Source organism: Granulicella tundricola MP5ACTX9, from assembly GCF_000178975.2.
GTDB classification, from domain to species: Bacteria; Acidobacteriota; Terriglobia; order Terriglobales; family Acidobacteriaceae; genus Edaphobacter; species Edaphobacter tundricola.
The window spans coordinates 1,725,870-1,737,325 of the sequence record NC_015064.1; the positions used below are offsets into that span (position 1 = coordinate 1,725,870).

Below are 11,456 nucleotides of genomic sequence, written 5' to 3' on the forward strand. Positions count from 1 at the left end.
GGTACCGGCCAAAGCACCCCCACATGAGACCCTTCCGCAGGAATGTGCGTCCAATGCAGAGGACACGTTCGGTCAAAAGTTAGTAAAATCAAGGGCGAGCCAGAACGCAGAGACCTCACCCAGCAATCAATCCGGCAACAGACCGGAGGCAGTACATAAAAGAGAGAGGCGAGCAGCAGGGAATTACTCCCCCGCCGCCAATGCGATGGAGTTCTATGGCTGACACGGTACAGATGCCCCCCCAGAACGAAGAAGATCAGTTGCAGCATCGCCGCGACCCCAACTCCGACCCGGAGTCCGCTGCTTACGCCCCTCCGGCCCCGCCCGTGGCCCAGCGCCCCGTCTTCGGTGCCTCGCTGACCGAGATGGAGGTCAAGCGCGATCCCAAGTCCGCCGCCATCTCCACCGTCGTCAACGTCGTCATCATCGCCTTCTTTCTCTGGTTCGCCGCGCGCAAATCCGGTCTCATCGCGCCGCCCGCCGTCCAGAACATCACACTCGTCGAGCCGCCACCACCGCCTCCCAAAGCTCCACCCAAGGCCGTGCAGATGGGCGGAGGCGGCGGTTCCAAGGGCCCCACGCCCGTAGTCCATGGCAATCCGCCCAAGTTCGCGCCGGTCGTACTGAATCCGCCCAAGGCACCCCCGCTTGAGCAGCCTAAGATTCAGGTGCCCGTCACCGTCAATGTCCAGCAGGACCTCAAGATGGCCCACGTGGACTCGCCCGCCATCGGCATGCCCAACTCCCCCATCATCGGCGTCACCAGCGGCGGCGGTGGAAGTGGCGGCGGCCTCGGCTCGGGTAACGGTAACGGTCTCGGACCCGGATCGGGTGGAAATACCGGTGGCGGCCTCGAGCGTATCGGCGGTAGTGTGTCCGCCCCGGTCGTCCTCTATCAGCCAGAGCCCGAGTTCTCCGAAGAAGCCCGCAAGGCCAAGGTCGCCGGCAACGTCCTTGTTTACCTCCAGGTCGACACCAACGGCAAACCCCAGCACGTCCGCGTCCTCCGCGGCATCGGCCTCGGCCTCGACGAAAAGGCCGTGGAAGCCGTCCGCAACTACAAGTTCAAACCCGCGATGAAGGGCGGCCATCCCGTAGCCGTAGAGATGAACGTAGAAGTCAACTTCCAGATCTTCTAAGACAGCAAAAGCCCGTGAAAAGGCAGTGATGAACCAGTGATGAAGCAGCAGTCTTTACTGCATCTCCACTGAATCATCACTGCCTTTTCACTGCTCCTACACTGCAACCAAAAACCGATCCACCTGCTTCTCCAGCATCACAGCCGTCCCCCGCAGGTTCTCGATCCCCGCCGCCGTAGTAGCCATCTCCATCAGATTGTCGTGACTCAGCGTATGGATAAAGTCCAGGGAAGCGCTCGATTGATCCGCCGCCGCCGCCTGCTGACTCGCCGCAATCGCAATTTGCGTAATCATCCGGTCCACCTGCTCCGCCATCCCGATAATTCGTTCCAGCGCCTCACCCGCCTGCGTCGTCGTGACGACACCCTCCCGCACCGTTCCTGTCCCCGCCTCCATGCTGGCCACCGCCGTCCGCGTCCGTTCCTGCACCTCGTGGATCATCCCCGCAATCTCACCCGTAGCCTTTGCGGTCGATTCCGCCAGCCTCCTCACCTCGCCCGCCACCACTGCAAATCCGCGTCCCTGCTCGCCCGCCCGCGCCGCCTCAATTGCCGCATTCAATGCCAGCAGATTCGTATTCCTCGCAATTTCATCGATCACCGTCACAATCTGCGAGATCTTCTTCGAGTCCTCACCCAGCAGCCCTATCGTCACCCCCGTCTCGCTCACCGCTCCCGCAATCGACCCCATCGACTCGAGCATCTGCCGTACGATCGCCCCGCCATCCCTCGCCGTTTGAGCCGCCGCCCTCGCCGTCTCCGCCGCACTCTGCGTATGCCGGCTCACCTCTGCAATCGACGCCGACATCTCCTGCATCGCCGTCGCCGCCTGCTGCGTCTGCTGCGATTGCTGATCGATCCGCCGATGAATCTGATCGCTCGCCGAGCCCATACTCGCCGCCGACCCCGTCAGCGACCCCGCCGTATCCGCCACCGTCCCAATAATCCCGCTCAGCGACCGCTGCATCCGGTTCATCGCCTCCGCCATCGTCCCAACCTGGTCGTTGGTCAGCATCTCCAACTCGAGCCCCGTCAGATCGCCGCCGGCAATCGAGTTCGCCCGTTCCACCAGGTCCCCAATCGACCGCGTCAGATTCTTCCCCAGCACAAACGCCAGCGTAGCCCCCAGCAGAGCACCCAGAATCGTCGCGCCCCAAAGCGTCCATACAGCCACCTGATGCACCTTGTGCAGAAGCGCAATCTCCCGGCCCGCCGACTCCAACTCAGTCTCCGCAACCCCTGTCATCACCCGGAACGAATCCTCTTCCAGAGGCAAAATCTGCTTCTCCAGCAGCTCCATCGCCTCCGCCCTCGCCTCTGGAGTCTGACGGTCGTTCAACGTTTCAGCCTGCTCCTCCAGCCGCCGCAGCTCCGGCAGCCGGGCCACCGCCGCTCCCAGCCCCTCACCCACCCCGCCCAGATCCACCGTACCGCCCTCACCCCGCAGCCGCCCCAGTGAGCGATCCACGCTCTCCCAGTGCGTCCGCCGAAGCTTCTGGTACTGCTCAACCTCGGCCCTGCGAGATGCCGCACCCTCCGCATTCAGCATCTCGGATTCCAGCGCAAAGACCGTCCGCCCCACATGACTCCGCAGGCTCATGACCTGCAGAATCACCCCGCCTCGCGCCCCAAAGCGAACCGTTACCTGGTCCGCCTCGCGCAGCCGCAGCGAGGCCGCAAATGCACTCAGCAACATCGTAAAGATCAGCGCCCCAGAGCTGATCGCAATCTTCGTCTCGAGCCTCATAGGCCCCTTATCGGCCTAACCCACGCAACCCATGAACGAAGCTCTCGCCCGTTCTTATCCGTCCTGATTCCTGTTATCCGCGTTACGCCCTGCTTTAGGCCCCCACCAGCACAGGAGCAATCTCCGCAAACGTAAGGTTCTCCACCGGACTCCCCGTCCTCTTCTTCCACGCCAGGAACAGCTTCCCATAGCTCTCCGTCAGGCAGACTCCCGGGTCAACCCCCAGCGCGTTCAGCGTCCGGTCGATCCAACCCGTAGGCCCTTCCAGCTCCGCATAGTTGCCGATCGGCGTCTCGTCCACCACCAGGTGCGCCCCCGGCGCATCGCGGTGCGAGTACTCCGTCCTGTACTTCTCATACCGGAACGTAGGCCCATACCCAATGCGCGTAAAGATCTCCGCCAGCGCCGGCCCATCGGCTACTTCGGACTCCGTCTCAATCCGAACCTTGTAAAAGGAGTCCGGCTCTTCATCGTCCGGGTGCCGTTTATGCGTCACCACGAACTTATCCCCGTACTGCCGCACCCGCAGCAACTGGCCGCCAGCCTTCAGAGATCGATCCGGAGTGTCGTATAAAGTGTTCTGTTCAAACGTTCTCGGCGTATCCACCTGAAAGCCGAGCTCGTCCAGTTTGTCGTGCAGTGCTTGTAGATCATCGACGGGAAGCTTGAGCTCAATCTCAGCGCTCTGCATGATCTGAAGTATAAGGCTCGCGTCCGCCATTAAGTCACTCCCCCACGAGGGTTATATCCTTGAACCTGTGGATTTGAGGAACCAATTGCCCGAAACAGCACAGCCCGTGTTCCAAACCGAACGCCTCGACGCCCGCAACCCGGCCGCCATCCTCCGCGCCGCCGCCATCCTCCGCGCCGGCGGCACCGTAGCCTTCCCCACCGAAACCGTCTACGGTCTGGGTGCCAACGCCCTCGACCCCACAGCCGTTGCCAAAATCTTCGAAGCCAAACAGCGCCCCTCCTGGGACCCCCTCATCGTCCACATCGCCAATCAGCAGATGCTCGCGGAGATCGCCACACTAGACCAGCAGGGAACCGCCGCACGCCTCATCGACGCCTTCTGGCCCGGCCCCCTCACCCTCCTGCTCCCCCGCACCCAAGCGATCCCGGATGCCGTCACCGCCTCCCGCCCGCTGGTCGGCGTCCGCATGCCCGCCCACCCGGTCGCCCTAGAGCTCATCCGCCAGACCGGTCTCCCCATCGCCGCCCCCAGCGCCAATACCTTCAGTCACACCAGCCCCACCACCGCAGCCCATGTCCTCGCTGATCTGGACGGACGAATCGACGCCATCCTCGACGGAGGCCCCACCACCGTAGGCCTCGAATCCACCGTAGCCGAGATCACCCCGGACGGCCTCATCGTCTACCGCCCCGGAGCCGTCACCCTGGACATGCTGAACAACCTCCTCGGACAGGGAACTGCACACCTTCACATCCCGCCAGAGCGTTCATCCCCAATCGAGAGTCTGCCATCACCCGGCGTAGGCATCCGCCACTACGCCCCCAAAGCCCGCGTCCTTCTGATTGACTCCCCCGAAGACTGTGCCGCCAACTGGGATCTCTTCATCGAAAACCTCCGTCAGGTGGACGACAAGCTTGGCCTCATGCTCCCGGACAACTGGCCCGCCCCGGAACACGCGTCCATCTTCCGCTGGGGCTCCTGGTCCGACAAGGAAACCCTGGCTCATCGCCTCTTCTCCGGCCTGAGAGCCCTGGACGATGAGCACGTCACCCACATCATCTGCCCCCTACCATCCCCCGAAGGCATGGGCGCAGCCATCCGCGACCGCCTCCAAAAAGCCGCCAAGCCTTAAACTTACGGCTTACAACTTACAGCTCTAAACTCTTAGAAACTCGCAGTTCTTACACGCGCCACAGCCTGAAGCTGGCAGCTCACGGCTCATAGCTGGAAGCTGGAAGAAAACCCTCGCCTCAACACTCACCACAGCCCAGGCCTTTACTGACAACTGAGAACTGACAACTCAAAACTGGACAGTGTAGCTCTCCTCACCCGGGCACACCCTCACCCCTGATTCGCCAATTGCTCCGCAAACGCATCCAGCGAAAGATTCCGCAGCAGATTCCGCCGCATCCCGCTCGTTACCTGGTCGAGCCCACGCGAAGCCCCCTCAATCCACCCAAACGTCACCGCCGCCGCCATCCGCTCCAGCTCCCCGCGCATATCCACATTCCGCACAAGCTCCGGCGTCCCCGCCTGCAGCAGCATCAGGTCCTCGAGCAGCAACCCCATCGTCCGCAGCAGCATGGACGTCTTCACCTGCCCGTCCGCCCCGGCACGGTAAGTCTCGGTCATCTTGAACAACGCAGAATGATCGTCCCCAGCCCCCCGCAGCATCACCAGAGCATCCGCACGAGCAGCCGTAAACCCCTCCAGATCGAACCCCAGCGCCTTACCAGCCGCCCCCTGCGCCAGCCTTGCCACCAACGTCCGGTGCTTCGGCTGCCACTCCGGACGACGATCCGCCAGCAGCATCTCCAACTCTTCGATCGGCAGCGCGCCCAGCCTCACCACCGCGCACCGCGACCGGATCGTAGGCAACAACTCCCCAATATTCTCCACGCACAGGATCAGGTGCGCGTAGTCCGGCGGCTCCTCCAGCAGCTTCAGCAGCGAGTTCGCCGCCTCCTTCATAAAGTTTGAAGCCGTAAAGATAAACAGCTTGCGCGGCCCTTCAGAAGGCAGATACTGCGCCCGCTGAATCACCGTCCGCACCTGCCCCAGCTTGATCAGCAACTGCGGCGGATCGGGCGGAACGATCAGCACATCCGGATGCTGCTGAATCAGCACCCGGGTCTCTTTCTTATCGGTCTCCCGCAGATCCTCACGAGCCGCCACCGCATTGTCCACCAGAACCTGCAGATCAGCCGCGGACGCAATCCGCGTACAGTTCGCACAAACCCCGCAGTAGCTCGCCAGCGATTGCCCCGTAGACCAAAGCTCCCGCGGCTGCCGCTCACACTCCACCGCCATCGCCAGCATCAACGCCAGCGTGTACTTGCCCGCGCCCTGCGGCCCAGCAAGGATCAGCGAGTGAGGCAGACGCCCGGCAGCAATCGCCGTCCGCAGCCCTTCAATGGCATGCGAGTTACCCAGAAAGTCCGTAAATGTAGCCGGGAACGTAGCAGGGAAGGAAGTCATAGGCCTCAGCTCTGAGTATAAAGCCGCTGCCGCCGCAGGCTCTTCAACCAGCTCACCAGCCCGATCACCGCCATCGCCAGAAAGAACGCATAGAGCCCGGAGGTCAGGAACAACCCCTTCCGCGCATAGATCACAATTGAGATCACGTTCGACCCAATCCACCAGACCCAGTTCTCAACCCGCCGCCAAGTCAGCAGAAGCTGCGCAATCACACTCGCCGAAGCCACCGTCGCATCCCAGTACGGAAACGCCGCATGAGCCCACCGCCCCATCGCATACCCCAGCAGCGCCGCACCCAGCCCCGTAGCCAGCAAAGCCAGCACCAGATCTCTCGCGCGTGAGGTCTCGACGATCACCTCGCCATCCGGCTCCTGGTGCCGGAGCCACGCTACCCAGCCCACAATCTGCACTACAAAAAAGAACACCTGCAGCAACACATCGGAGTACAGCTTCGCCCCAAAGAACACATACGCATAGATCGAAACCATGCAGATCCCAACCGGATAGTTCCAGATGCTCCGCCGGATCAACAGCGTGATATTCGCAATCCCCAGCAGCGTTGCCACGCTCTCCAGCGGACTCGTAAAGATCTCCGCCCTTAGAGCGTTTAGGAAATGACCGCCCAACACGTCCGCGCTCAAACCCGCCGCTCCCCAACCATATGCAGCGCATCACGCGGCCTCAGCGTAATCTTCGCCTGCACCTCCGGGGGCGTCGCATCCGCATACCGCAACCGCCAGCACTGCGCCAGCGTCGCGATCGAAAACACCCCTTCCATCCACGCGAACGACTCCCCAATACACTGCCGCGATCCGCCCCCAAAAGGGAAGTAAGTAAACTTCGCCCGCGCCGCCTTCGCCTCAGCCGTGAACCGCTCCGGATCGAACCGCAGCGGATCGGGATAATGCTCCTCCGTCCGGCTCATCATGTACTGGCTGAAGAAGAAGTGCGCCCCCGGCGGAATCCTGTACGGCCCCAGCTCAACCGCCTTCGTACTCATCCGCCCCATCGCCCACGCCGGTGGATAGAGCCGCATCGACTCCGCAAACACCATCTCCGTATACCGCAGCGCCGCATAGTCCCCCAGCACCGGCAACCTCCGAGCGTCCCCAACCCCCAGCACCCGGTCCAGCTCCTCATGCAATTTCGCCTCAACCTCAGGATTCTGGCTCAGCAGATACCACGTCCACGTCAGCCCATTCGCCACCGTCTCATAGCCCGCCAGGAAGATCGTCAGCACCTCATCCCGCACCTGCGCGTCCGACATCTGCACAAACTCACCCGTTGGCTTGCCATCCGCATCCAGCAGCTCATCCTGGCTCGTCAGCAACATCGAAAGCAGATCCCCCCGGTCAGCCTCCGTCTCCACCGTCTTCCGCCGTTGCTCGATCAGCCGATCCACCACCGCATCCAGCCTCGCCTTGGCCCCCCTGAACCGCGTAATCCCTGGAATCGGCAGCTTCAGAAACATCTCGATCCGCGGGAACGCCACGATGAAGTTGTACAGATCCATGATCGTGTTCACCTCATCGTTGATCCGCCGGATGTCGTCATCCACCTGCGTATCGAACAGCGTCCGAGCCACAATCTCCAGCGACAGTCCCATGCTCGCCGTAGCAATATCGAACCGCTCCCCCGCAACAATCCTCTCCCGAGCCGTCACCGCCGAAGCCACAATCTGATCCGCATACGCATTGATCCGCTGCCGATGAAACGCCGGCGCCGCAATCCGCCGCTGCCGCATATGAAACGGCTCCTCCGACGTGATCAGCCCCTCGCCCAGCAGAATCTTCATCCGCTTGACCGTGCGCTCCTTCACAAAGCTTCCCGCCTGATTCACCAGAATCTCGCGGATATACTCCGGCTCATTGACGAACACGATCGGCGTCCCCATGAACTGGTAATGCGCAATATTCCCGTACGTTTCATGCAGATACTCAAACAACAAAATCGGGCTGCCCAGCTTCACCCAAGGCTTATGCGCATAGAACGGCAAGCTTCGCTTCAGCCCCGGAGGCATCCGCCATTCGCCCTTCATCGCAGCCGCCCCGCTACGATCTCCCAGACCTTCCCCGCAATCGCCTCAACCGGCGCATCATCCCGCACCGCGACCACCCGCCCCGGCTCCCGCTCCGCAATCCGTTCATAGGCCTCATGAATCCGCCCATAGAACGCATCCCCCTCGCGCTCAAACCGATTCTCATCCGTCCCATGCTCCTTCACATGCCTCGTATTCCGCCGCCTCGCACGCCTCAGCGAAGCCTCCAAACTCGGCAGCAGCAGCACCGTCAGCTCCGGCCACAAGCCCTCACAAACCGTCTCATGCAATGCGAGCACCCGTTCACTCCCCAGCTCCCGCCCCGCCCCCTGATAAGCCTCGGATGAATCCGTATACCGGTCACAAAGCACTACCGCCCCCGCCCCGAGCGCCGGCCGAATCACCTCCGCAATCGCCTGCGCCCGATCCGCAAACATCAACGCCAGCTCCGCCAGCGGCGCAATCGTCCCCAGCGCCGCCTCGCTCCTCGAATCCAGTAGCACCCCCCGAATCCGGTCCCCCAGCGCCGTCCCCCCCGGCTGCCGCAAGCTCACGACAGTCCTACCCTCAGCCGTCAGCGCCGCCGCCAGCAGCTTCAGCTGCGTAGTCTTCCCAGACCCGTCCAGCCCTTCAAAAGTAATAAAAAAGCCACGCCCCATAGCCCTAAGTCTAGCCCACCAAACACCGCGTCATTCTGAGCGAAGCGAAGAACCTCAGTAGTGCCTTTGCCCTTGCGGTTATCTATTCCTGCTTTGTTTGTCCCCCACACCCACTACTTCCGATTCTTCAACTTCTCATCCCAGCTCGTCCCCGCCGCCCCAACAGTCACGGTCAGCGAACCCTCATCCCCCTCATGCAGCTCAGGGCCCTTGACATCGATCTCCTTCTCTTTCGTATCCGTATAGATCAGCTTCAGCGCCCCACTCCCCAACACCTTGAACCGATAGTGAAACGTCCCCCCCGGCGCCAGCGTCTGCGTCCCAAAGCTCGCACTCGGATAGTCCAACTCCACCAGGCTGAGCGGCTTATCCGTCCCATTCACCAGCGTCGCATCCACATAAGCCGAGTGACACCCAACCAGCCCCAACCCCAAACCACAACCGATCAACCGAAGAAGCCGCATCCCCCAAGGATACCAGCGCACCAAATCAGCTCTTCCCCCGGAGCCCCCGCATCAACTCCGGCAGCCGATTAAACATAGCCACACTCCGCAACCATTGCCGATTATCCACCGCCGGATACCCACTCACCACCTTACCCGCCGCCACATCGTTCGGAATCCCACTCTGCGCCGTAGCGATCGCCCCATCCCCCACCGTGCAGTGCCCCGCAACCCCAACCTGCCCCGCCAGCACCACATTCTTCCCAATCACGGTCGACCCAGCCAACCCCACCTGAGCACAAAGTAGCGAGTTCTCCCCCACGGTCGACCCATGCCCCACCTGCACCAGGTTATCGATCTTAGCCCCCCGCATCACCCTCGTCTCCCCAATCGAAGCCCGGTCCACGCACGCATTCGCCTGCACCTCCACATCGCTCTCGATCACCGTCGGCCCCGACTGCACAATCTTGTACCACCCCGGCTCGCCCGCCTCCTTCGGCTTCCGCGCAAACCCAAACCCATCCGCGCCAATCACCACGCCATTCTGCAAGATCACGTCATCCCCCACCCGGCAATGCTCCCGGATGATCGCATGAGCATGAGCGGTAAATCGGTCCCCAATAATCACATGCGGATACACCACCACATGCGGATGCAGCACCGCATCCTCCCCGATCACCACCCCATCCTCAACCACCACATACGCCCCAATATGCGCCCTCGCCCCAATCGTCGCGGTCGCCGCAATCACAGCCGTAGGATGGATCGAAGCCGCATAAATCGGAGCCTGATAGAACAGCTCAATCGCCTTCGCAAACGCAAGATAAGGGTCCTTAAGCCTGAGCGTAGCCGCCGAAACCTCAGGAAACCCCGGCTCAACCAGAATCGCCGAAGCCTTCGTCGTCCTCGCCAGCCCCGCGTACCGCTGGTTCGCCACAAACGTAATCTGCCCCGCACCCGCCTGTTCAATCCCGGCGATCCCTGTAATCTCGGTCTCGCCATCACCGCCCTGCAACGTAGCGCCCAGGCTTGCAGCCAACTCAGAAAGCTTCATGCAGAAATTGTAGTGGACTCTACTCAGCCCTCGGAATCAGACGATAGAGCAGGGAACAGATCGTCCTGTATCGACTCCGCAGCCACCTTCACCACTCGGGCAGGCTTCGAAGGCGTCGTCACCACCCCCAGCACCTGCAACTGCGTCATCGCAGCCCTGGGCACAAACAGCCGTTGCGTATTGGACCTTATATCCGGCGGAATCAGATACACCCCCCGATCCTCCAGCAACCCATCCGCCAGCCCAATATCCAGCGCCGCCAACCCCTCCAGCACATCGCCCCCGGCAAACTGAATCCGCACCCAAAGCCCCTCCGTTCGTGGCCGAGCCAGAAACGTCCGCCGAACCAGGTTCTCCGGGTCCACGGCATTATCCAGGTTGAAGTCGCGCACGTAAGCCACATGCCTCACCTCGTCCAGCGCCAGCGTCTCCAGCCTCCCGGATAGGTCCAGCAGTTCAATCACAGGCAGACCGGTCTCCATGCCGCTCACGATCCCCATCAGCGGAAGATACCCCGCGTGGATCGTTTGATCGAGCATCCGGACAAGAACCTTCTTGCGTGAACTAGCCATAAGTTGTAAAGCCGTCATTCCATAAAGTCGTCATTCTTATCAAGCCGTCATCGCAAAGAAGCCATCATCGCAAAAAACCGTCATTCTGAGCGACGCTCAGAACCTCCGTATTTGCCTTTGCATTTGCCCTAACTGCTTTAGGGGCACCACACCAAACAAAAATCGTACGCCAAGAACTTGTCTTACGCAGGCACCACATCGTCCTCTTCAGCTAAGACGACAGTCCCCTGGTGGTAGAGAATGCGCCAGCCATCTCGGACACTCTGCCAGATTGTGGCTCGGCGGGTAAGACGATCTCCCTGCAGAAGCACATAGGTGATGAGGTAAGTGTCAGGGCCAAGCCGGCGGAGGGCGTAGTCCCAGCTTTTCCAGCCCAAGGAATCCGCAAAGACCGGAGGTTGGCCATAAAGGTCTTGCAGAATGAAATCGCGGCTGTACCGTCGGCCTGACGCCCCTACCTCCCAGTAGTCAGTCGCCGTAGATCGTTCGAAATCCGCCACGGAGGTCCCGAACTCTGGCGAATGAAAGATCGGCTCACGCCGGCGAAGCTCCTCAAGGATCGGCAGTAGTTCAGGCTCGGTATACGTGAAGACCGGATTCTTTTCCACCACAGAATTATAGGCAGGCTGAGCC

12 protein-coding genes are annotated in these 11,456 nt (G+C 61.5%); 2 read left to right on the plus strand and 10 right to left on the minus strand.

Annotated features, from left to right (window positions below):
* Nucleotides 1–215 precede the first annotated feature (215 nt).
* Nucleotides 216–1,139, plus strand: coding sequence for an energy transducer TonB (locus tag ACIX9_RS07415; RefSeq protein WP_013579859.1), 924 nt, complete (start codon nucleotides 216–218; stop codon nucleotides 1,137–1,139).
* A 96-nt stretch (nucleotides 1,140–1,235) separates the two neighbouring features.
* Here the strand turns inward: ACIX9_RS07415 and ACIX9_RS23645 are convergent, their stop codons facing one another.
* Complete coding sequence (locus ACIX9_RS23645; protein WP_013579860.1) at nucleotides 1,236–2,885, minus strand: methyl-accepting chemotaxis protein; 1,650 nt, start codon at nucleotides 2,883–2,885, stop codon at nucleotides 1,236–1,238.
* 94 nt (nucleotides 2,886–2,979) lie between these two features.
* A complete protein-coding gene (locus ACIX9_RS07425) occupies nucleotides 2,980–3,576 on the minus strand; it encodes a class IV adenylate cyclase (protein WP_041597524.1) in 597 nt (198 codons plus the stop codon).
* Between the two features lie 85 nt (nucleotides 3,577–3,661).
* Here ACIX9_RS07425 and ACIX9_RS07430 point away from each other — a divergent pair, with 85 nt between their 5' ends.
* Nucleotides 3,662–4,711: an L-threonylcarbamoyladenylate synthase gene (locus ACIX9_RS07430; RefSeq protein WP_013579862.1), complete on the plus strand. Its 1,050-nt coding sequence runs from the start codon at nucleotides 3,662–3,664 to the stop codon at nucleotides 4,709–4,711.
* A 209-nt stretch (nucleotides 4,712–4,920) separates the two neighbouring features.
* Here ACIX9_RS07430 and ACIX9_RS07435 read toward each other — a convergent pair whose 3' ends face one another.
* The 8 genes from ACIX9_RS07435 to ACIX9_RS07470 form a co-directional block, all read right to left on the minus strand.
* On the minus strand, nucleotides 4,921–6,057 hold the full coding sequence (locus ACIX9_RS07435; protein WP_013579863.1) for a DNA polymerase III subunit: 1,137 nt from the start codon (nucleotides 6,055–6,057) through the stop codon (nucleotides 4,921–4,923).
* 5 nt (nucleotides 6,058–6,062) lie between these two features.
* Nucleotides 6,063–6,698 carry a nicotinamide riboside transporter PnuC gene (gene pnuC / locus ACIX9_RS07440; RefSeq protein ID WP_013579864.1) on the minus strand — a complete coding sequence of 212 codons (636 nt, stop codon included), beginning with the start codon at nucleotides 6,696–6,698 and terminating at the stop codon, nucleotides 6,063–6,065.
* Nucleotides 6,695–8,095 (minus strand): cytochrome P450, encoded by a 1,401-nt coding sequence (locus ACIX9_RS07445; RefSeq protein WP_013579865.1) that lies wholly within the window; start codon nucleotides 8,093–8,095, stop codon nucleotides 6,695–6,697. The genes pnuC and ACIX9_RS07445 overlap by 4 nt, the downstream gene beginning before the upstream one ends.
* Nucleotides 8,092–8,754 (minus strand): dTMP kinase, encoded by a 663-nt coding sequence (tmk, locus tag ACIX9_RS07450; RefSeq protein ID WP_013579866.1) that lies wholly within the window; start codon nucleotides 8,752–8,754, stop codon nucleotides 8,092–8,094. Before tmk ends, ACIX9_RS07445 begins: the two co-directional genes overlap by 4 nt.
* Nucleotides 8,755–8,867: 113 nt before the next feature.
* Nucleotides 8,868–9,218 (minus strand): hypothetical protein, encoded by a 351-nt coding sequence (locus tag ACIX9_RS07455; RefSeq protein WP_013579867.1) that lies wholly within the window; start codon nucleotides 9,216–9,218, stop codon nucleotides 8,868–8,870.
* A gap of 25 nt (nucleotides 9,219–9,243) precedes the next feature.
* The gene (lpxD, locus tag ACIX9_RS07460) at nucleotides 9,244–10,251 is read right to left on the minus strand and encodes a UDP-3-O-(3-hydroxymyristoyl)glucosamine N-acyltransferase (RefSeq protein WP_013579868.1); all 1,008 of its coding nucleotides are present in this window, start codon (nucleotides 10,249–10,251) and stop codon (nucleotides 9,244–9,246) included.
* A gap of 23 nt (nucleotides 10,252–10,274) precedes the next feature.
* Nucleotides 10,275–10,841, minus strand: a complete 567-nt coding sequence (locus ACIX9_RS07465; RefSeq protein WP_408609723.1) for a DUF6982 domain-containing protein — start codon at nucleotides 10,839–10,841, stop codon at nucleotides 10,275–10,277.
* A 164-nt stretch (nucleotides 10,842–11,005) separates the two neighbouring features.
* Complete coding sequence (locus tag ACIX9_RS07470; protein WP_041597526.1) at nucleotides 11,006–11,431, minus strand: nuclear transport factor 2 family protein; 426 nt, start codon at nucleotides 11,429–11,431, stop codon at nucleotides 11,006–11,008.
* Between the last annotated feature and the right edge of the window lie 25 nt (nucleotides 11,432–11,456).

Bases quoted from the DNA above. Each gene is read 5' to 3' on its own strand.
- ACIX9_RS07435 (WP_013579863.1), bottom strand. From the start codon at position 6,057: ATGACTTCCTTCCCTGCTACGTTCCCGGCTACATTTACGGACTTTCTG.
- ACIX9_RS07455 (WP_013579867.1), bottom strand. From the start codon at position 9,218: ATGCGGCTTCTTCGGTTGATCGGTTGTGGTTTGGGGTTGGGGCTGGTT.
- ACIX9_RS07415 (WP_013579859.1), top strand. From the start codon at position 216: ATGGCTGACACGGTACAGATGCCCCCCCAGAACGAAGAAGATCAGTTG.
- lpxD (WP_013579868.1), bottom strand. From the start codon at position 10,251: ATGAAGCTTTCTGAGTTGGCTGCAAGCCTGGGCGCTACGTTGCAGGGC.
- tmk (WP_013579866.1), bottom strand. From the start codon at position 8,754: ATGGGGCGTGGCTTTTTTATTACTTTTGAAGGGCTGGACGGGTCTGGG.
- ACIX9_RS07425 (WP_041597524.1), bottom strand. From the start codon at position 3,576: ATGCAGAGCGCTGAGATTGAGCTCAAGCTTCCCGTCGATGATCTACAA.
- ACIX9_RS07445 (WP_013579865.1), bottom strand. From the start codon at position 8,095: ATGAAGGGCGAATGGCGGATGCCTCCGGGGCTGAAGCGAAGCTTGCCG.
- ACIX9_RS07465 (WP_408609723.1), bottom strand. From the start codon at position 10,841: ATGACGGCTTTACAACTTATGGCTAGTTCACGCAAGAAGGTTCTTGTC.
- ACIX9_RS23645 (WP_013579860.1), bottom strand. From the start codon at position 2,885: ATGAGGCTCGAGACGAAGATTGCGATCAGCTCTGGGGCGCTGATCTTT.